18 protein-coding genes are annotated in these 19,839 nt (G+C 59.3%); 15 read left to right on the forward strand and 3 right to left on the reverse strand.

The features are described from left to right. Positions 1-43: 43 nt before the first annotated feature. The 13 genes from CU100_RS16120 (at position 44) to CU100_RS16180 (ending at position 12,721) form a co-directional block, all read left to right on the forward strand. Positions 44-313: a hypothetical protein gene (locus tag CU100_RS16120; RefSeq protein WP_106717607.1), complete on the forward strand. Its 270-nt coding sequence runs from the start codon at positions 44-46 to the stop codon at positions 311-313. Continuing rightward, entirely contained in the window at positions 314-1,393 is a 1,080-nt protein-coding gene (locus CU100_RS16125; RefSeq protein WP_106717608.1) for a flavodoxin family protein, read from the forward strand. It begins immediately after the preceding gene. An 88-nt stretch (positions 1,394-1,481) separates the two neighbouring features. Further along, positions 1,482-2,498, forward strand: coding sequence for a LacI family DNA-binding transcriptional regulator (locus CU100_RS16130; protein WP_106717609.1), 1,017 nt, complete (start codon positions 1,482-1,484; stop codon positions 2,496-2,498). A 28-nt stretch (positions 2,499-2,526) separates the two neighbouring features. Then, entirely contained in the window at positions 2,527-3,582 is a 1,056-nt protein-coding gene (locus CU100_RS16135) for a sugar phosphate isomerase/epimerase family protein (RefSeq protein WP_106717610.1), read from the forward strand. A gap of 12 nt (positions 3,583-3,594) precedes the next feature. After that, entirely contained in the window at positions 3,595-4,767 is a 1,173-nt protein-coding gene (locus CU100_RS16140; protein ID WP_106717611.1) for a Gfo/Idh/MocA family protein, read from the forward strand. After that, on the forward strand, positions 4,767-6,317 hold the full coding sequence (locus CU100_RS16145) for a sugar ABC transporter ATP-binding protein (RefSeq protein ID WP_106717612.1): 1,551 nt from the start codon (positions 4,767-4,769) through the stop codon (positions 6,315-6,317). Before CU100_RS16140 ends, CU100_RS16145 begins: the two co-directional genes overlap by 1 nt. Next, entirely contained in the window at positions 6,314-7,324 is a 1,011-nt protein-coding gene (locus CU100_RS16150; RefSeq protein WP_106717613.1) for an ABC transporter permease, read from the forward strand. Before CU100_RS16145 ends, CU100_RS16150 begins: the two co-directional genes overlap by 4 nt. Positions 7,325-7,486: 162 nt before the next feature. Continuing rightward, entirely contained in the window at positions 7,487-8,431 is a 945-nt protein-coding gene (locus tag CU100_RS16155; protein WP_106717614.1) for a substrate-binding domain-containing protein, read from the forward strand. Positions 8,432-8,695: 264 nt separating this feature from the next. Next, a complete protein-coding gene (gene hemP, locus CU100_RS16160; protein WP_245419114.1) occupies positions 8,696-8,851 on the forward strand; it encodes a hemin uptake protein HemP in 156 nt (51 codons plus the stop codon). A 23-nt stretch (positions 8,852-8,874) separates the two neighbouring features. Then, entirely contained in the window at positions 8,875-9,933 is a 1,059-nt protein-coding gene (locus CU100_RS16165; protein WP_106717615.1) for a hemin-degrading factor, read from the forward strand. Positions 9,934-9,942: 9 nt separating this feature from the next. After that, a complete protein-coding gene (locus CU100_RS16170) occupies positions 9,943-10,821 on the forward strand; it encodes a heme/hemin ABC transporter substrate-binding protein (RefSeq protein ID WP_245419064.1) in 879 nt (292 codons plus the stop codon). A gap of 14 nt (positions 10,822-10,835) precedes the next feature. Further along, positions 10,836-11,927 carry a FecCD family ABC transporter permease gene (locus CU100_RS16175; RefSeq protein WP_106718004.1) on the forward strand — a complete coding sequence of 364 codons (1,092 nt, stop codon included), beginning with the start codon at positions 10,836-10,838 and terminating at the stop codon, positions 11,925-11,927. Positions 11,928-11,929: 2 nt separating this feature from the next. Then, positions 11,930-12,721 carry a heme ABC transporter ATP-binding protein gene (locus tag CU100_RS16180; RefSeq protein WP_106717617.1) on the forward strand — a complete coding sequence of 264 codons (792 nt, stop codon included), beginning with the start codon at positions 11,930-11,932 and terminating at the stop codon, positions 12,719-12,721. Positions 12,722-12,736: 15 nt separating this feature from the next. On the opposite strand, the gene CU100_RS16185 is transcribed toward CU100_RS16180, so the two are convergent. Both CU100_RS16185 and parS read right to left on the reverse strand, forming a co-directional pair. After that, positions 12,737-13,198 (reverse strand): RES family NAD+ phosphorylase, encoded by a 462-nt coding sequence (locus CU100_RS16185; RefSeq protein ID WP_106718005.1) that lies wholly within the window; start codon positions 13,196-13,198, stop codon positions 12,737-12,739. Between the two features lie 14 nt (positions 13,199-13,212). Further along, positions 13,213-13,650 carry a type II RES/Xre toxin-antitoxin system antitoxin gene (parS, locus tag CU100_RS16190; RefSeq protein ID WP_106717618.1) on the reverse strand — a complete coding sequence of 146 codons (438 nt, stop codon included), beginning with the start codon at positions 13,648-13,650 and terminating at the stop codon, positions 13,213-13,215. Between the two features lie 196 nt (positions 13,651-13,846). Between parS and metH the strand changes: the two genes are divergently transcribed. Next, a complete protein-coding gene (gene metH / locus CU100_RS16195) occupies positions 13,847-17,623 on the forward strand; it encodes a methionine synthase (RefSeq protein ID WP_106717619.1) in 3,777 nt (1,258 codons plus the stop codon). Here metH and CU100_RS16200 read toward each other — a convergent pair. Beyond that, entirely contained in the window at positions 17,608-18,435 is an 828-nt protein-coding gene (locus tag CU100_RS16200; RefSeq protein WP_106717620.1) for an AraC family transcriptional regulator, read from the reverse strand. The two genes, metH and CU100_RS16200, sit on opposite strands and share 16 nt — an antisense overlap. A gap of 127 nt (positions 18,436-18,562) precedes the next feature. Between CU100_RS16200 and CU100_RS16205 the strand changes: the two genes are divergently transcribed. Then, on the forward strand, positions 18,563-19,783 hold the full coding sequence (locus tag CU100_RS16205) for an MFS transporter (RefSeq protein WP_106717621.1): 1,221 nt from the start codon (positions 18,563-18,565) through the stop codon (positions 19,781-19,783). Positions 19,784-19,839 lie beyond the last annotated feature (56 nt).

The following is a 19,839-nucleotide window of genomic DNA, read 5'->3' on the forward strand; positions in this document are numbered from 1 at the left end:
GCGTTCGATAACGAACGTCTCTACCGACACAGGAGTGCGAAAGATGTCATCGACGCAATCAACGACGGATCACGAAGTTATTCGCAAGTGGGTGGAAGAGCGCGACGGCACCCCTTCGAAGGTCGCCGGGCGCGGTGAAGGAGGCATTCTGCGGATCGATTTCGGAAAGCCCGAGGAAAATCTGGAAAAGATTTCCTGGGATGATTTCTTCGAAGTATTCGACGACCGCCAGCTTGCCTTCCTTTACCAGGACAAGACCAGCGACGGCAAGCCAAGCAGATTCAACAAGTTCGTTGCACGAGAGGGCGCCTGATTGCGGGTTCCCGAACCGCGTAAGGGGACGCCCAGTCCAAGGCTGGGCGAGGCTGAATTCCGGGCGCGGTTCCTGGGCCAGTTCAAGGACGATGCTTTCCACGGCTTGAAGGCCGAGCTCGACAGCATCGCCAGCGCCGCTTGGGATGCATATAGCGATCAGCGCAAGAGCCCGCAAACCCGCAAGGCCGGGCCTGAGTTTCACGATCCGGAATACGATCTAGCCGTCGATTGGATCGATGCCCGGGAAAGGATCCGGGCGGCGGAACGCCGGCATGAAGATCCGGCACAGAAGCGGCGCATTCTGTTGATCAGTGGATCGTCCCGCAGCGAACATACCTGTCCGGGCGAGGCGTCGAAGTCTTTCCGCTTGATGGAGATCGCCCGCGGCGTGCTGCAGGCGCGCGGCGATATCGAAGTCGAGATTCTCGACCTCGCAAGGCTTGCGTCGGAATATGGTCGGAATATCCATCCCTGCAAGGCGTGTTTCTCGACATCGCCGGCACTGTGCCATTGGCCCTGCTCCTGCTATCCCAACTACTCGCTTGGGCAGACGCAGGACTGGATGAACGATATATACCCCATGTGGGTTGCGGCGCACGGTGTGATGATCGTCACACCCGTAAACTGGTATCAGGTCAGTTCGCCGGTAAAACTCATGATGGACCGTCTCGTCTGCGCAGATGGCGGTAATCCCGACCCGACGCTCACCCAGGGTAAAGACGCCAGGCTTGCCAAGGAGATCGAATTGCGAGGCTGGGATTATCCCCGGCACCTGCAGGGGCGGCTGTTCTCGGTCGTCGTCCACGGCGACGTGGAGGGAGCCGAGAACGTCCGCCGCAGCCTGTCAGATTGGCTTCGTTTCATGCAGATGGTTCCCGCCGGGCCACTCGCCGAAATAGATCGCTACATCGGGTATTGGAAGCCTTACGCCACCAGTCACGAAGAACTGGATGCGGATGCTGCCATGCAGGAGGAAGTGCGTAACGCGGCACGCACTCTGCTCGAAGCGGTCATCGCACAAAAGGAAGGGAGCATGGTCGCCGCCGGGTCTGGTCTGCCGCAGCCGCGCGAGAAATAGCGTTTTCCCATCAAAACCACTCAAAAAGAGTTGCACACCTCATTTCCCTCATCTAGACTTTGGTCGGAGGAGAATTCTCGTGGGGAAGATGACGCTCGAAGACGTCGCGCGGGAAGCCGGTGTCAGTCTTGCAACGGTTGATCGTGTCGTGAACGGACGAATTGGTGTGCATGCGCGCACCATCGAACGCGTCAATGCGGCCATCAAACAGCTTGGTTTCCTACCCGATCCTCACGCATCGCGCCTTGCACGCGGCCGCGACTATGATTTCCGCATCATCCTGCCCAAGGGCGAAAACGAGTTCATGCGGGCCCTCGGCGAAGAGTTCAGCGCTACCCGCGAACGGCAACTGCAAGAGCGCGTCCGGCTGTCCATACAGCATGTCGATACATTTGACGGCGAGGCCTTGGCCGCGGCGCTTGAGAGGCTTCCCGGCGGCATCGATGGCGTTGCCGTGGTTGCGCTCGACCATCCCGCGGTCACGGAGGCGATCAACGCGCTGGCAGATGCCGGCGTGGTCGTATTGACTCTCGTGTCCGATGTGCCGAATTCCCGACGCGCGCATTATGTCGGCATCGATAATTTCGCCGCAGGGCGCACGGCAGCCTCGCTGATCGGCCGCTTTGTAGGGCCACGCAGGGGCAAGGTCGGCATGATCGCCGGTTCGCTGGCACTGCGCGACCACGTGGAGCGCCAGTTCGGTTTCGAACAGATCTTGTCCCGAGAATATTCCAACCTCGAGGTCTTGCCCGTACGTGAGGCCCGCGATGAAAATGCGCGCGTTGAAGCAGTCAGCCGCTCGCTGCTGCAGGACCATCCGGACCTTGTCGCCATCTACAATGCCGGCGGAGGCCAGGCGGGTGTCATCGCCGCGTTGGAAGCGACGAACCGCGTAGGCGACGTCATCTTTGTCGCACACGAACTGACGGCCTCGACCCGCCGCCATCTCGTGCGCGGCACGGTGGACGCAATCATAAACCAGGATGCCGGGCATATGGCCCGCAGCGCAGCCCGCATCCTGACAGCCTTGCGCGAGGGACGGCCGATCGTTCCGGGCCAGGAGCACATCCGCATCGATATTTTCATCAGAGACAACATGCCTTGACAACAACGCACAGAATTGGAGGAGAGATATGAAGACGATCAAGGGACCGGCGATTTTCCTCGCGCAGTTCGCGGGCGACGCAGCGCCATTCAACTCGCTCGATGCGATGTGCGCATGGGTGGCAGGGTTGGGCTACAAAGGCATCCAGATTCCGGCCTGGGACGGACGCCTCATCGATCTGAAGAAGGCCTCCGATTCCAAGGATTATTGCGACGAGATTGCAGGGGTTGCGGCTTCGCATGGCCTGGCGATCACGGAACTCGCAACTCACCTTCAGGGGCAGCTCGTGGCCGTTCATCCGGTCTACGATGAGTTGATGGACGGTTTTGCCGCGCCGGAAGTGCACGGCAACCCGAAGGCACGGCAGGAATGGGCGGTCGATCAGCTCAAGCGTGCCGCCCGGGCATCAAAGCACCTTGGCCTGAAAGCCATACCGACGTTTTCCGGCGCACTCGCCTGGCCCTTCATTTACCCGTTTCCGCAGCGTCCGGCAGGTCTCGTCGAAGCCGCATTCAACGAACTGGCAAAACGCTGGACGCCCATTCTGAATTATTTCGACGAGCATGGCGTCGATGCCGCCTATGAGATCCACCCTGGCGAAGACCTGCACGACGGCATCACCTACGAAATGTTTCTGGAAAGCACGAAAAACCATCCGCGCGCCAACCTGCTTTATGATCCGTCTCATTACGTCCTGCAGCAGCTCGACTATCTCGAGTTCATCGACATCTACCATGAGAAGATCAAAGCCTTCCACGTCAAGGACGCCGAGTTCAATCCTACCGGACGGCAGGGCGTCTATGGCGGCTACCAGTCGTGGGTCAATCGTGCGGGCCGCTTCCGCTCGCTCGGCGACGGGCAAGTCGATTTCGGAGCGGTATTCTCGAAATTGACCGCCAATGATTTCGATGGCTGGGCGGTACTTGAATGGGAATGCGCGTTGAAACACCCGGAGGACGGCGCACGCGAAGGGGCTCAGTTCATCGACGCCCACCTGATTCGCGTTACCGAGCGTGCCTTCGATGATTTCGCCGGCTCCGGCACCGACGACGCGGCCAATCGCCGTATTCTTGGCTTGAAGTAAGAGGATCAAACAATGGCTATCGGGGCATCGAGGGAAAAAACTGCAAGCCGCCGCATTCGTATCGGCATGGTCGGTGGCGGGCAGGGCGCCTTCATCGGCGCAGTCCACCGCATCGCGCTGCGCATGGATGATCAGTACGAGTTCGTCGCGGGTGCGCTCTCGTCGGATCCGGCGCGCGCCAAGGCTTCCGCGAAGGAAATCGGCATCGCCGAAGACCGCGCCTATGCGTCCTTCGAGGAGATGGCCAAGGCCGAGGCAAAACGTCCGGACGGTATTGAAGCGGTATCCATCGTCACGCCCAACCATATGCACGCTCCGGCGGCCAAGGCCTTCCTGAAAGCCGGAATTCACGTCATCTGCGACAAGCCGCTGACCACTACCGTCAAGGAGGCAAAGGAGCTGGTTTCGCTGGTCGGCAAGACAGGCAAGCTGTTCGTTGTTACCCATAATTACACTGGCTATCCGATGATGCGTCAGGCGCGCGCCATGGTGGCAAAGGGGTTGCTCGGCGACATTCGCGTGGTACAGGCGGAATACCCGCAGGATTGGATGACGGAAAAAACCGAAGCCACGGGCAACAAGCAGGCCGAGTGGCGCATCGATCCGAAGCGTTCGGGCGCAGGCGGAGCCATTGGCGATATCGGCACCCACGCCTATAATCTTGCCTGTTTCGTTTCGGGCCTCAAGCTCAAGCAGCTTTGCGCCGAGCTGACCAGTTTCGGCGAGGGCAGGGTGCTCGATGACGATGTTCAGATCCTCATGCGTTTCGAAGGCGGCGCGAAGGGCATGATCTGGGCGAGCCAGGTGGCGCCGGGCAATGAGAACGGCTTGAAGCTGCGCATCTATGGCACCAAGGGCGGGCTAGAATGGACGCAGGCCGATCCGAACTATCTCTGGTACACGCCTTTCGGCAAGCCGAAACAGTTGCTCACGCGCGGCGGTGCCGGCGCATCCCCTGAGGCGGCACGCCTGACGCGTGTTCCGTCCGGCCATCCGGAAGGCTATCTTGAAGGCTTTGCGAATATCTACACGGAGGCAGCGCAAGCCATCCTCGCCGCGCGCACCGGCAAGAAGCCGCCGAAGGATGTCTTCTTTCCGACTGTCGAGGACGGTCTTGCGGGTATGGAATTCATCGAAGCTGCCGTGAAATCGTCGAAGGCCGGCGGCGTTTGGACGAAGGTGTGATGAGCGGCAACCAAACCACCAGGCCTGCGACAGTGCCGGTGCTCGAAGCGCGCGGCATAGCCAAGGCGTTCGGGCCAGTCGAGGTGCTGACCGATATCAGCCTGACGATCATGCCCGGTGAAGTCCACGCGATCATTGGCGAGAACGGTGCTGGCAAATCGACATTGATGAAGCTCCTCAGCGGGCATCTCAAGCCAACGCGGGGCACAGTGGCGATCGACGGTGAGCCGGTGACTTTTGCCGGCCCCGTCGACGCGGAGCACCGCGGCCTCGTTCTGGTGCATCAGGAGATCCTGCTCGCGCCTGATCTTACGGTAGCGCAGAACATCTTCATGGGCCGCGAGTTGAAACGCGGCCTCATGGTGAATGACCGCGAGATGAACCGCCAGTCTGCCGAAGCCGTGCAAAGCCTTGGCGCCGACATCGATCCGACGACGCAGATTTCGCGGCTTTCCATCGCACGGCGGCAATTGGTGCAGATCGCCCGGGCGCTTCAGGTGCCGCATCGCGTCGTCATCTTCGATGAGCCCACCGCATCGCTGACGCCGTTCGAGACCGAAGCGCTGCTGAAGGTCATTCGTGATCTCAGGGACAAGGGCGTGGCCATTCTCTACATCTCGCATCGTCTGCCGGAAGTCGGCGCGATCGCCGACCGCATCACGGTGCTGCGCGATGGCAAGCTCGTCGCCACGCGCGAGGCCTCGCAATTGCAGCCGGTCGACATGGCGCGGCTGATGGTCGGTCGTGACATGTCGAAACTCTATCCGGAACGCGAGGACACGGCGAGCCGCCAGAACGTGCTTGAAGTCGCCAATTTCAATGTTCCGGGCTATGCCCGCGATGCATCTTTCAACCTGCGCAAGGGCGAAATACTCGGCTTTGCCGGACTGATCGGCGCAGGACGAACCGAGCTCCTCGAAGGCATCGTCGGGCTGCGTACGGCTCATGGTGAAGTCAAACTCAACGGGAAACCTGTCACGTTTCATACCGTGCGCGACAGCATGGCGGCCGGGATCGTTTATCTCAGCGAGGACCGCAAAGGGAAAGGGCTGCTCCTTTCGCAGGACCTGCGTACCAATCTCACGCTGGCGACGCTGGAGAAATTCACCAGGGGACCGCTCATCGAACGCAGGCGCGAGGATGCCAGCCTCGACAAGGCGGTCAGCGATTTCGACATCCGCGCGCGCCGGCGCGACCTCCTCGCCGGCCAGCTTTCCGGCGGCAACCAGCAGAAGCTGCTCCTGGCCAAGATGATGCTGCTGGAGCCCAGCATCGTCATCATCGATGAACCCACGCGTGGCATCGACATCGGCACCAAGGAACAAATCTACAAATTCATTGCAGACCTCGCCAAGGCGGGCAAATCGGTCATCGTCATCTCGTCTGAAATGCAGGAACTCATCGGCATCTGCCACCGCATCCTCGTCATGCGGTCGGCTCGGATTGTCGGAGAGGTTACCGGCGATGCAATGACCGAAGACGAGATCGTCGTCTACGCCACTGGCGTCAAGATCAACGAAGCAGAGCTTTACAGTGCGGGGAACGCATGAGCGATACAAAAACAATCACCGACACACGCGGCTTTGGCCGCAAGCTGGCGGATCTCGACAAGACGGCCGTTGCGCCATTCCTGGCGCTCGCCGCCTTGTTCGTTCTCGGCGCGCTGGTAAATCCGAACTTTCTTTCGATCGACAACCTGCTCAACGTTCTAACCCGGTCCTCCTTCATCGCGATCATCGCGATTGGTGCCACATTCGTCATCTCCGCAGGCGGGCTTGATCTTTCGGTCGGGTCGATGGCTGCGCTTGTCGCCGGCATCATGATCCTGTTCCTGAACTCGGCTTCGATAGATGGCGATGTTTTGATGCTGGCCGCCGGCGTTGCCGTCGCAATCGGGGTCGGTGCGCTTGCCGGATTGCTTAATGGCGCGGTCATCACCATTGGCAAGATCGAACCTTTCATCGTTACGCTCGGCACCATGGCGATCTTCCGGTCAGTGACGGTATGGCTCGCGGACGGCGGTTCCATAGCGATGAAGTCCATTGCCATGCGCAACATGTTCCGTCCGGTCTATACGGGCGTGTTCCTTGGCCTGCCAATCCCGGTCTGGATCATCATTGCGGCCGGACTGCTCGGAGCGTTCATTCTCTACAAGACATCGTTCGGCCGGCATGTGATCGCGGTGGGTTCAAACGAGGATGTGGCAAAGTACTCGGGTATTCACGTCAACCGCGTTCGCGCCATGACCTATATCATCCAGGGCATCTGCGTCGCCATAGCCGTGGTCGTCTATGTCCCGCGCCTTGGCGCCGCGACAACCACGACCGGCATGCTGTGGGAACTCCAGGCAATTACCGCCGTGGTTATCGGTGGTACCGCGCTTCGGGGCGGCGTCGGCCGTATATGGGGCACGATCTGCGGCGCGTTCATGCTGGAGATCGTCGGCAATATCATGGTGCTTTCGAACATCGTCAGTGAATATCTGATCGGAGCCGTACAGGGCACGATTATTATCATCGCCATGCTCGTTCAGCGCACGCTGCAGAAGAAGAAGTGAGGCAGCTGTTCACTGGAAATTATGCTTCATGAAAACCGCAAACGAGAAAACCGCCATTTGCAAACCGCTATGACCTGAATACCGTCATAGCCTAAACGGGACGGGGGAAAGGGCCGCCACCGATCCGCAATCAAGGCCTAATCTGAAACTGGGAGAAATTTAATGCGTAAACTCTTGATCGGTCTTGCCGGGGCAGCACTCGCCTCGACCATGACCTTCGCCTACGCGCAGGACAAGGAAGTCAATATCGCCGTGTCGATTCCGGCAGCTGACCACGGCTGGACCGGCGGCGTCGTTTACCACGCCGAACGGGCAGCAAAGCTGCTTGAAACTGCACATCCGGGATTGAAGATCACCATCAAGACTTCACCTGACGGCGCCTCGCAGGCCAATGCACTCGAGGATCTGACGACACAGGGAATCGACGCTCTCGTTACCCTGCCGCACAATTCCGACGAACTGACCGATCCGCTGCGTCAGGTCAAGGAAAAGGGTGTGTTCGTCACTGTGGTTGACCGCGCCTTGTCGGATCCGACCATCCAGGATCTCTATGTTGCCGGCAATAACCCTGAACTTGGCCGTGTCGCCGGCGAATATCTGAAGAACACGCTCAAGACGGGCGACGTCGTGGTTATTCGTGGTCTGCCCATCGTCATCGACGAAGAGCGCCAGAAGGGCTTCGACGACGCGATTGCCGGAAGTGGCATCAAGGTTCTCGACAAGCAGTTCGGCAACTGGTCCCGCGACGATGCATTCAAGATCATGCAGGATTACCTGACCAAGTTTCCGAAGATCGACGCTGTCTGGTGCCAGGACGACGACATGGCCGTTGGCGTCCTCGAAGCCATCAGTCAGGCCAAGCGCACCGACATCAAGATGGTTATCGGCGGTGCCGGCATGAAGGATATGATCAAGCGCGTTGCCGATGGCGACGCCATGACACCGATCAACGTTCTCTATCCGCCATCGATGATCGCGACAGCAATGGAACTGACCGTTGCGAACTTCTACGATCAGGTTCCGGTACGCGGCAAGTACATTCTCGATGCGACGCTTGTCACCAAGGAAAACGCCAAGGAATTCTACTTTCCGGATTCTCCCTTCTGATCAGCAACGGATTGACGTTGGAATGCGAAAGGGCCCGATGGGGCCCTTTTTCTTTCCGTCCACGTCCAGGGCACAGCCTCCAACGTCGGTCTTTTTCGATATCGCTTAATATGAGTAGTTGACTCCTATTTCAGTTGAGACATAAAGGTGAGTATAGACATCAAGTTTCAGGGGAACATCCCCCGCGGAGGAGCAGGAAGGCCAAACGCCATGTCCCGACGTCACATCATCGATATGCAGGTCCGTGTCCCCAACGTGGCGCAGATGCGCTCCAGTTTCACCCAGCCAGTCCAATCCGATATCCGCGTTTTTGGCAGTGATATTCTGTTCGACGGCTCAACCGAGGTCGGCATCGAACATGCAGGCTCGCTTTACCGGCTCAAGATCACCCGGCAGGGCAAACTGATCCTCAACAAGTAGCAAGAAACGAATGGGCTCGAGACATGACTGACGCTGCAAAACCCACACCCGAGGCGATCCGCCAGGCGAGGGCAGATAATCCGAAGATGCGCGAGCGCGATCTTGCGCAGCAGCTGCAGATCTCTGAAGCCGATCTGGTGGCTTCCTATTGCGGTCTCAACGTCATACGCATCAGCCCTCGTATCGAAACGTTCCTGACCGAGATCGAGGCATTGGGCGAAGTCATGGCACTTACCCGCAATGAGAGCGCCGTGCACGAGAAGATCGGCATCTATGACAAGCCAATCGTCGGCAAGCACGCATGCATGATGCTCGGTGAACAGATCGACATGCGGCTTTTCCCGAATTCATGGGCCCATGGCTTTGCAGTGGAAAAGCAGGACGGCGAAGACATTCGCCGCAGCATGCAGTTCTTCGATGCGGCCGGTGAGGCCATTCACAAGATTCACCTGCGTCCAAACTCCAATGTAGAAGCCTATCACTCCCTCGTCGCCAAGCTGCGCCTCGACGATCAGTCGCAAAGCGTGGAATTGACGCCGCTTGCAAAGCCCGAGGAAAAGACCCTTGAGCTGGAGAAGCTGGACGCCGCCGCGTTACGCGACCGCTGGACCCAGATGAAGGACGTGCACGAATTTTTCGGTATCCTGCGCTCCTTCAACATGACACGCCATCAGGCGGTGCAGGTGATTGGGCAGGATTTTGCGTGGCAGCTCGATACGGGTGCGCTGATCACGATGATGCACGACGCCGCGCAAGCGCAGCTGCCTATCATGTGCTTCGTCGGCAATCGTGGCTGCATCCAGATCCATTCCGGACCGATCCAAAACGTGAAGCCGATGGGTCCGTGGATCAACATTCTTGACGAAACATTTCATATGCACCTGCGCACAGACCATATTGCCGAGCTGTGGGCCGTACGCAAACCGACCAAGGACGGCCATGTCACCTCGCTCGAAGCCTATGGCGGCGAGGGTGAAATGATCATTCAGTTCTTTGGCAAGAGGCACGAGGGTTCTGGCGAGCGCCAGGACTGGCGCCAGCTCGTCGAAGCTCTGCCGCGCCTGATGCGCGAGGCTGCATAGGAAATGGCGATGATGAAGCTCCCGCTCGTTGCCGCGTGCCTCGCCATTCTGGCAGCGCCCGCCGCGTCTTTGGCAGACGAAATCTCCGGCCCCATTCCTGATGCAAGCCGTGTCGTTTCCATCGGCGGGTCCATCACCGAAATCATTTTCGATCTGGGTGAAGAGGGTCGGCTCGTTGGTCGCGATACGACCAGCGTCTTTCCTGAAGCGGCACACAAGATTCCCGATGTGGGCTATATGCGCGCGCTGTCGCCGGAAGGCGTCCTGTCGATCAATCCGACCGCGATCATCGCCGTCGAAGGTTCCGGTCCGCGGGAGGCCATCGATGTCCTGAAGAAAGCAAGCGTACCCTTCGTGTTCGTTCCCGAAAACTACACGGCGGCAAGCGTATCGGAAAAAATCCGCATCGTCGGCAAGGCGCTTGGTGTCGATGACAAGGCCCGGAAGCTCTCTGCCAAGGTCGAGCAGGAACTGGAGGCGGCACAGGCCGAAACCAAAAACGTCAAGATACGCAAACGGGTGCTTTTCGTCCTCAGTGCCGCCGGTGGCAAGATCATGGCCGCAGGCACCAACACAGCTGCTGACGGTATTATCGGGCTTGCCGGCGCGGAAAATGTCGTCACCGGATACACCGGCTACAAGACGATGACAGAAGAGGCCATCCTTACAGCCAGGCCCGATGTCATTCTTGTCATGGACGGGGGCGGGCCGCGCACCACCACCGATGCCGACCTTCTCGCCAATACGGCGATTGCGGCGACGCCTGCGGGACAATCGAAGACCATCGTGCGCATGGGCGGGCAATATCTGCTCGGCTTCGGTCCGCGGACGGCAAAGGCCGTGCACGATCTTGCCAAGTCACTTTACGGCAACGAAGTCAGCCAATGAGTGAGTCGGCGCTGATGAGACCGGCTGCTCTACGATCGGAACAGGGTGGCAGCACACGCGCCGAGGGCGACCGGTCGTTCCTCGCCAGGCTCGTCATCGCCGCGCTGGCCTTTGCATTGCTCGTGACGATCGTGTTCAGCCTTGCCGCAGGGGCCTCCGATGCGTCGCTCGTCTCGGCAATCACGGCGTTGCTGCCAGGGGACAGTGATGTTCTATCCCTGCGCGACAGCATCATCATCTATGATATCCGCCTGCCGCGGATCGTTCTCGGCGCATTGATCGGTGCTTCGCTGGCCGTATCCGGCGCGGTGATGCAGGGCCTTTTCCGCAACCCGCTTGCGGATCCCGGCATCGTCGGCGTGTCGGCTGGTGCAGGCCTTGGTGCGGTCAGCGTCATCGTTCTTGGCGGGACAATTCTTGCGCCATTCATCGCCATCTTCAGTTTCTATGCCCTGCCAGTCGCAGCGTTCTTCGGAGCGCTCGTCTTCACGCTCATTCTCTATGCGGTTGCCACGAGACGGGGGCAGACCTCGATTGCCACGATGCTGCTGGCAGGCATCGCCCTTGGCGCCATGGCCTTGGCCTATATCGGTCTTCTGACATTTCTCGCCGATGACAGGCAGTTGCGCGATCTGACGTTCTGGACACTGGGGTCGCTCGCCGGCTCCAACTGGCCCAAGATGGCGGCGGCCGGGCCCTTCATCGTATCCGCGCTCGCAATTTCGCCCTTTCTCGCGCGCGGCCTCAATGGGCTCGCACTCGGTGAAGCCTCGGCAAGCCACCTCGGTATTCCTGTCCAGCGTTTCAAGCGCATCGCCATTGTCGTGGTCGCTGCGGCAACCGGCGCCTCCGTCGCCGTCAGCGGTGGCATCGGCTTCGTCGGTGTCGTCGTGCCGCATCTGCTTCGGCTGATCATCGGCCCGGACCATCGTTATCTGCTGCCCGCGTCGGCGCTTCTCGGGGCAAGCCTGCTGCTGCTGGCGGATGCCGTCAGCCGCACCATCGTCGCGCCGTCCGAATTGCCGATCGGCATCGTTACGGCAGCCGTGGGCGCACCTGTCTTCCTGTGGATATTGCTGCGCCGCCGCGGCATTGTGGATCTTTGACAATGATTAGCGTTTCCAACGTCAGCGTCATTCTCGGACGCAAGACGATTATCAAAGATGTCAGCTTCAATGCCCAGGCGGGGGAGATGACTGTCATCGTCGGCCCGAACGGTTCCGGAAAGACGACCCTGATGCGGGCCCTTTCCGGCGATCTGCCATTTGCCGGAAAGATCACGATCAACGGACACTCCCTCAGCCATCTCAAACCTTGGCAAATGGCGGCTATGCGGGCGATCCTGCCGCAATCGACCTCGTTGTCATTTCCCTTCACCGTACGCGAAATCGTCAGGCTCGGTCTGACCAGCGGCCGTTCCGGCGCAGCGCCTCACGTCGCCGCAGATCTTCCGGACGAGGCGCTGGCACTCGTCGATCTTGCCGGCTTTGGCGGCCGCTTCTACCAGGAGCTTTCCGGAGGCGAACAGCAGCGCGTCCAACTTGCGCGCGTTCTCTGCCAGGTCTGGCAGCCGGTTCTGGACGACCAGCCGCGCTTCCTCTTTCTGGACGAGCCCGTTTCCAGTCTGGATATCAAGCATCAGCTCATCATCATGCAGATTGCCCGTGCCTTCGCCACACGCGGCGGCGGGGTAATCGCGATCCTGCATGATCTCAACCTGACGTCGATGTATGCGGATCGCGTCGTCGTCATGCACGGGGGCCGCGTGGATTGTGTCGGCACGGCTCAGGAAGTGCTGACTGACGACCGCATTCTTCGCGTTTATGAATGCGCGTTGAAAGTCGGAGCTTTGCCCAGCAGGCAAGTACCCTTCATCCTGCCGCAGTCGGCGGTGATGTGAAATCCAGCCGAACATCTAAAGCAGTCGGGCGTCGAGCGTGAACGGCTCCAGCGCGAGAACTTTGATCTTCGCAGCCAATTGATGCGAATGATTGATCAGCACGTTGAGATCGGGTGAACCGGCAATAGGAACGATCGCTGATGGCACCATCAGCAGCGGCGATGTTTTGGCTCGGTGCCACTCGTCGCCCATGCGCTGGGTCAGTCCTTCCTGGCGCCGCCAGTCTAAGGGCAAAGTTTCAGCTGCAACCTTCTCGACGGGAAGATCGTCCGAAACCTCATAGGTCACCATGATGAGCTCAGGCAACAGTGCCGGATCTTCAATATGTACCAGTTTTTCCAAGACACAAAGGGCGGGAGACGTCGCGCAATAGGTCACCGCATGCCCGATGCTGTTCCAGCGGCCATCGAACAGCAATCCATAGCCGCCGTCGAAAGTCTCCGCATGCTGCTTGCCGGATAATCGCCAAAGTCGCATCACCGCAAGAAGCTCTAAGCGGCGGCACCCCAAGCAATTTTGCCAAGGATCGTTTCGATGACGCGCGCGCCGGCCTCGGTCTGGGCGATCACGAGCGGCGTTTCCCCGCCGAGTTCGGCCAGAGTTCCCCTCAGCCAGCGGTTAGCCTTCTCCTTGTCGCCGAACGTTTCTTCCGCGAGCGTCTGGATGCGCACCAAACGGACTGCCCTGTCTGATTCGTCCACCGTTAGCGGTTGCTTTTTGTCGGCGCGATGCCGCCGCGTGCGCTGCGGAATCACCAATTGTTCTATCTCCTGGTTGCTCATCCCGGCGAGGGTCAATCCCTTCAAGGCACTCAGGGGCAGTCGGTTGCGTACAGCGGTCGCCAGATCAGCTTGCGAATGAATTTCGGTTCCGAGCACGACGGCTCCCCCGAGCTTTCGGGCGACTTCTTCAGCGATGGTTCTCGACATTTTGACACCTCCACCGGAACGGCAACTTGCCTTAATATATACAGCACATTGCCGCTTTGCAAGCAGCGCGATTGCTCAGAGCTCTACGTGTTTGCGACATTTCCTGGCGCACTTAGAGTTCGCTTGTTGACATAAACATATCTTTATGTGAGTTTGCCGCTTCATCCAGATTGTGGAAATGCAGGCGTGCCGGATCATGAATATTGCTGTCGATAAGTTGTTCGGTCCCATGGGTGCTCCAAGGGACGGCTCCGAAGTTTTCGCTGCCCTCACCAGGGCGGCGCAGGAGCGGATATTGATTCTCGATGGCGCGATGGGCACGCAAATCCAGGGACTTGGCCTCAATGAGGATGATTTTCGCGGCGATCGATTTGCCGATTGCTCCTGCCATCTCCAAGGCAATAACGACCTCCTCATTCTTACGCAGCCGCAGGCGATCGAAGATATCCATTACGCCTACGCTATGGCTGGTGCCGATATTCTCGAGACCAATACATTTTCTTCGACGACCATCGCCCAGGCAGACTACAGCATGGAAGAGGTCGTATATGATCTGAACCGCGATGGTGCGCGGCTTGCCCGCCGTGCCGCATTGAAGGCCGAGCAGAAGGACGGCCGTCGCCGCTTCGTCGCCGGGGCACTCGGGCCCACCAATAGAACGGCTTCGATCTCCCCGGATGTCAACAATCCCGGCTACCGCGCTGTGACCTTTGACGATCTGCGCATTGCTTATGCGGAACAGGTGCGCGGCCTTGTCGATGGCGGTGCTGATATAATCCTTATCGAAACCATCTTTGACACGCTCAACGCCAAGGCCGCGATCTTCGCCACCAACGAGGTGTTCGGCGAAAAGGGCATCACCCTTCCGGTAATGATTTCCGGTACGATCACGGACCTGTCGGGCCGGACACTCTCCGGGCAGACGCCGACCGCGTTCTGGCATTCGGTGCGTCACGCCAGGCCGTTCACCATCGGCCTCAATTGTGCACTCGGCGCAAATGCAATGCGTGCGCATCTGGCGGAGATCTCCAGTGTCGCCGATACATTCGTCTGCGCCTATCCCAATGCCGGCCTGCCCAATGAATTCGGTCAGTACGACGAGAGCCCGCAAGCGATGGCAGCGCAGCTTGAGGGCTTCGCCAGCGAGGGTCTGCTGAACGTCGTAGGTGGCTGCTGCGGGTCGACACCGGACCATATCAAGGCGATCGCCCAAGCCGTTGGCAAATACAAACCGCGCGAAATTCCCGAGACGGAAACCCATATGCGGCTGTCGGGCCTCGAACCCTTCACGCTGACCAAGGACATTCCCTTTGTCAATGTCGGTGAACGCACCAACATCACCGGCTCGGCAAAATTCCGCAAGCTCATCACTGCGGGCGATTTTGCGACGGCACTGGACGTTGCGCGCGATCAGGTCGCCAATGGCGCACAGATCATCGATATCAATATGGATGAAGGCTTGATCGACAGCGAAAAGGCCATGGTCGACTTCCTCAATCTTATCGCTGCCGAGCCGGATATCGCCCGCGTTCCCGTCATGATCGACAGTTCGAAATGGGATGTCATCGAGGCCGGATTGAAATGCGTTCAGGGCAAGCCCCTGGTCAATTCGATATCCATGAAGGAAGGCGAACAGGCTTTTCTTGATCACGCAAAAAAAGTGCGTGCCTATGGTGCTGCGGTCGTCGTCATGGCTTTCGATACGGAGGGGCAGGCCGATACGCTGGAGCGTAAAGTCGCCATCTGTACACGCGCTTATGAGCTCCTGACCAGGGACGCCGGCTTTCCGCCGGAAGACATCGTCTTCGACCCGAATGTTTTCGCGGTTGCCACAGGCATCGAAGAACACAACGGCTATGGCGTTGCCTTCATCGAGGCAACCAAGCAGATCATCGAGACCTTGCCGCACGTGCATATTTCCGGCGGCATCTCCAATCTCTCCTTCTCGTTCCGCGGCAATGAGCCCGTGCGCGAAGCGATGCATGCAGTGTTCCTCTACCACGCCATCCAGAACGGCATGGACATGGGTATCGTCAATGCGGGTCAGCTGGCGGTCTATGAATCCATCGACCCTGAACTGCGCGAGGCCTGCGAAGATGTGGTGCTCAATCGTCGCGACGATGCAACCGAGCGGCTGCTCGATCTCGCCGAGCGCTACAAGGGTTCTGCCGGCAAGGAAGCACGCGAACGCGATCTCGCCTGGCGCGAATGGAGCGTCGCCAAGCGCATCGAGCACGCGCTGGTCAATGGCATAACCGAGTTCATCGATGTCGATACGGAAGAGGCGCGGCTCGAGGCGGAGCGTCCCTTGCATGTAATCGAGGGGCCATTGATGGCAGGCATGAATGTGGTCGGCGATCTCTTCGGCGCAGGCAAGATGTTCCTGCCGCAGGTCGTCAAATCGGCGCGTGTCATGAAACAGGCGGTGGCACTTCTGCTTCCATACATGGAAGCAGAGAAGCTTGCCAATGGCGGCACGGGTGAACGGACCAGCGCCGGCAAGGTGCTGATGGCTACCGTGAAGGGCGACGTGCATGATATCGGCAAGAATATCGTGGGTGTCGTCCTCGCTTGCAATAATTACGAGATCATCGATCTTGGCGTCATGGTGCCTGCAACAAAGATCCTGCAGACCGCCCGCGACGAAAAGGTCGACATTATCGGGCTTTCCGGCCTGATCACCCCGTCACTGGATGAGATGGTGCATGTTGCCTCCGAAATGGAGCGCGAGGGCTTCGACATTCCGCTTTTGATCGGCGGCGCCACGACGAGCCGCGTGCATACCGCGGTCAAGATCAATCCTCGCTACAACAAGGGCCAGACCATCTATGTCACCGATGCGAGCCGCGCGGTTGGCGTCGTCTCGAACCTTCTTTCGAACGAGACCAGGCCCGGCTACATCGAAGCGGTCGAGGCCGAGTATATCAAGGTTGCCGATGCACATGCTCGCAACGAGGCCGACAAGCAGCGCCTGCCCTTGGCAAGGGCCCGCGCCAATGCGCACAAGATCGACTGGACCGCGTATGAACCGACCAGGCCGAGTTTCATCGGCACGCGTGTCTTCGAAAACTACGATCTGGCGGAAATCGCCCGCTATATCGACTGGACGCCGTTCTTCCAGACCTGGGAGCTGAAAGGCCGCTATCCCGCCATCCTCGACGACGACAAGCAGGGCGAAGCCGCCCGGCAATTGTTCGACGATGCCCAGGCCATGCTCAAGAAAATCATCGCGGAAAAGTGGTTCAATCCCAAAGCTGTCGTGGGGCTTTGGCCCGCAGGCACAGTCGGCGACGATATCCGCGTCTTTGCCGACGAGCGCCGAAGCGAGGAACTTGCGACGTTCTACACCCTGCGCCAGCAGCTCTCCAAGCGTGACGGCCGGCCGAATGTGGCGCTCAGCGATTTCATCGCGCCCGAAGATAGCGCCGTCAAGGACTATATGGGCGCTTTCGTCGTCACCGCGGGGATCGAGGAAATCGCCATCGCCGAGCGCTTCGAGCGCGCCAACGATGATTATTCCTCCATCCTCGTCAAGGCGCTGGCGGATCGTTTCGCCGAGGCCTTTGCCGAACTGATGCACGAGAGGGTCCGCAAGGAGTTCTGGTCCTATGCACCGGATGAAAACCTTTCGCCCGAGGAACTAATCGGCGAACCCTATCGTGGCATCCGCCCCGCGCCGGGTTATCCGGCCCAGCCGGATCATACCGAGAAGGCGACGCTGTTCCGCATCCTTGATGCCGAGGCGCAGATCAACGTCCGCCTGACTGAAAGCTTCGCCATGTGGCCGGGCTCATCCGTTTCGGGCATTTATATCGGCCATCCGGAATCATATTACTTTGGCGTCGCCAAAGTCGAACGCGACCAGGTCGAGGATTATTCCGTACGCAAACAGATGCCGGTCGAACAGGTTGAGCGCTGGCTCGGGCCGATCCTCAACTACGTGCCGGGTCCGAGAGTTCAGGCTGCCGAGTAAAGATAATGCCGCGGCGGCGCGCCAAGCATGCGCTTGAACATGGTTGTAAAGGCCGGCACGCTATTATAGCCGAGATCGAGTGCGACACTTGTCACCGGCTCACCTTCTGTCAGCCGTGGCAGCGCCGCCAGGAGGCAAGCCTGCTGGCGCCATGTCGAAAGGCTCAAGCCTGTTTCCCGGCGGAACATGCGGGTGAATGTGCGCCGGCTCATGCCAAGCCTGTCAGCCCAGTCATCGATATTGGTGTGGGGCGACGGGTCCTTGAGAAAACCCCGGCACAGTGCCGCCAGCCGCCTGTCTTCCGGGAAGGGCAATCCCAAAGGCCGCTCCGGCAAGTTCGGGATTTCATGCAGCAGCAGCCCCATGACAAAGGTCGTGCGCGTATCCGTTGGCGCTTCGGCCGGCGCAGCCACAGCCTCGCGAATAAGGTTGTCCATCAGCGGCGTCAGTCCGACCACGTGCAGATGGCTCTTCAGGCCGGCGACGGCTTGCGGCCGCACATAGATCGAGTGCATGGAGAGGTCGCCGAGCATGTCCACCGCGTGCTCGATCCCCGCCGGCAGCCATAATGCATGACCGGGCGGTACCATCCAGCGGCCAAACTTCGTCGTCACCATGGCAACACCTGTGATGGCGTGGAGCAGTTGCGACTGGCTGTGATGATGATCCGGGATATGAAAGCCGGATGGGTAGTGCGCGGCAAGGGCGAAGACATCGCCCTCCGCCTGCTCAAGCCAGTCGAGCCGGAGCCTGTGGAGTTGTTCAAGTTCAACGCCCGCCGCATTGCTGGCAGCAAAGGTTTGATAGCGCATAATTTGGCCCACTTGAGAAAGAATTGGACCAAACCACGAAAGCAGGGTGCGCGCAACAGGTATATCAGTGTCGCAAGAGGGTGGCCGATCTGCGGTAGCACCCCATCTTCTGTGATGGAAACGCCCGATGACCGATACCGCCCTGCCTGCCCAGCGCTCTTCCGCCGAGAACACTGTATTCGCCATCATCTTTGCGGTCAGCTTCTGCCATTTCCTCAATGATATGATGCAGTCGCTGCTTGCAGCCATTTATCCGATGCTCAAGGAGAACTATGGCCTGAATTTCAAGCAGATCGGCTTTCTGACACTGACGTTCCAGGTGACGGCGTCCCTGTTGCAACCCGTCGTCGGCACCTATACCGATAAGCATCCAATGCCTTATTCGCTGACCGTCGGCATGGCATTCTCCCTGGTCGGGCTCGGTCTTTTGTCCATTGCGACCCACTATGTCATGCTGCTCGCCGGCGCCGCTTTCATTGGCATCGGCTCATCGATCTTCCACCCCGAGTCCTCGCGCGTCGCGCGCCTCGCTTCCGGCGGTCGTCACGGCCTGGCACAATCATTCTTCCAGGTCGGCGGCAATTTCGGTACGGCGCTTGGGCCGTTGCTTGCCGCCTTCATCGTCCTGCCACGCGGCCAGCAAAGCATTGCCTGGTTTTCCGCGGCGGCTCTGATCGGCATGATCATCCTCTATCAGGTTGGCAACTGGTATCAGCGCTACCGCCTCGCCAATGCCAATAGACCTGCCGCCAGCAAGGTCCTGAAACTGCCACGCAAGAAGGTGATCACATCGCTTTTGATCCTGACGCTGCTTGTCTTCACCAAGAACATCTATCTTGCGAGTATCTCGAGCTATTACACCTTCTACGTGATCCATAAGTTCGGCATCTCCGTGCAGCAATCGCAGATGATGCTGTTCCTGTTTCTCGGCGCCGCTGCTGTCGGCACTGTCCTTGGCGGTCCGATCGGCGACAGGATCGGCACGAAGGCCGTCATCTGGTTCTCGATACTGGGTGTCCTGCCTTTCACACTCATGATGCCCTATGCGAACCTTTTATGGACAGGCGTGCTCACGGTGTTCATCGGCTTCATCCTCTCGTCCGCCTTCCCTGCTATCGTCGTTTTTGCCCAGGAGCTTGTGCCCGGCCGGGTCGGAATGATCGCGGGGATCTTCTTTGGCTTTGCCTTCGGCATGGCCGGCATTGCCGCTGCGGTGCTCGGCTTCGTTGCCGATGCCAGGGGTATCGATTATGTCTATACGATCTGTTCTTATCTGCCGTTTCTGGGATTGTTGACGATCTTCCTGCCGAGCATGCGGGAAGTACGGGGCGAACCGGCAAAAGCCTGAACCACGAAAAGCCGGCTTGGGCCGGGTTTTCTGTGCCGCGCATCGATCCTGCTGAC

It is taken from the genome of Phyllobacterium endophyticum, from assembly GCF_003010935.1.
Lineage (GTDB): Bacteria > Pseudomonadota > Alphaproteobacteria > Rhizobiales > Rhizobiaceae > Phyllobacterium > Phyllobacterium endophyticum.

Bases quoted from the DNA above. Each gene is read 5' to 3' on its own strand.
- CU100_RS16175 (WP_106718004.1), top strand. From the start codon at position 10,836: ATGAGACCGGCTGCTCTACGATCGGAACAGGGTGGCAGCACACGCGCC.
- CU100_RS16180 (WP_106717617.1), top strand. From the start codon at position 11,930: ATGATTAGCGTTTCCAACGTCAGCGTCATTCTCGGACGCAAGACGATT.
- parS (WP_106717618.1), bottom strand. From the start codon at position 13,650: ATGTCGAGAACCATCGCTGAAGAAGTCGCCCGAAAGCTCGGGGGAGCC.
- CU100_RS16130 (WP_106717609.1), top strand. From the start codon at position 1,482: ATGACGCTCGAAGACGTCGCGCGGGAAGCCGGTGTCAGTCTTGCAACG.
- CU100_RS16140 (WP_106717611.1), top strand. From the start codon at position 3,595: ATGGCTATCGGGGCATCGAGGGAAAAAACTGCAAGCCGCCGCATTCGT.
- CU100_RS16205 (WP_106717621.1), top strand. From the start codon at position 18,563: ATGACCGATACCGCCCTGCCTGCCCAGCGCTCTTCCGCCGAGAACACT.
- CU100_RS16155 (WP_106717614.1), top strand. From the start codon at position 7,487: ATGCGTAAACTCTTGATCGGTCTTGCCGGGGCAGCACTCGCCTCGACC.
- CU100_RS16185 (WP_106718005.1), bottom strand. From the start codon at position 13,198: ATGCGACTTTGGCGATTATCCGGCAAGCAGCATGCGGAGACTTTCGAC.
- CU100_RS16145 (WP_106717612.1), top strand. From the start codon at position 4,767: ATGAGCGGCAACCAAACCACCAGGCCTGCGACAGTGCCGGTGCTCGAA.
- metH (WP_106717619.1), top strand. From the start codon at position 13,847: ATGAATATTGCTGTCGATAAGTTGTTCGGTCCCATGGGTGCTCCAAGG.
- hemP (WP_245419114.1), top strand. From the start codon at position 8,696: ATGCGCTCCAGTTTCACCCAGCCAGTCCAATCCGATATCCGCGTTTTT.
- CU100_RS16150 (WP_106717613.1), top strand. From the start codon at position 6,314: ATGAGCGATACAAAAACAATCACCGACACACGCGGCTTTGGCCGCAAG.
- CU100_RS16165 (WP_106717615.1), top strand. From the start codon at position 8,875: ATGACTGACGCTGCAAAACCCACACCCGAGGCGATCCGCCAGGCGAGG.
- CU100_RS16170 (WP_245419064.1), top strand. From the start codon at position 9,943: ATGATGAAGCTCCCGCTCGTTGCCGCGTGCCTCGCCATTCTGGCAGCG.
- CU100_RS16135 (WP_106717610.1), top strand. From the start codon at position 2,527: ATGAAGACGATCAAGGGACCGGCGATTTTCCTCGCGCAGTTCGCGGGC.
- CU100_RS16200 (WP_106717620.1), bottom strand. From the start codon at position 18,435: ATGCGCTATCAAACCTTTGCTGCCAGCAATGCGGCGGGCGTTGAACTT.
- CU100_RS16120 (WP_106717607.1), top strand. From the start codon at position 44: ATGTCATCGACGCAATCAACGACGGATCACGAAGTTATTCGCAAGTGG.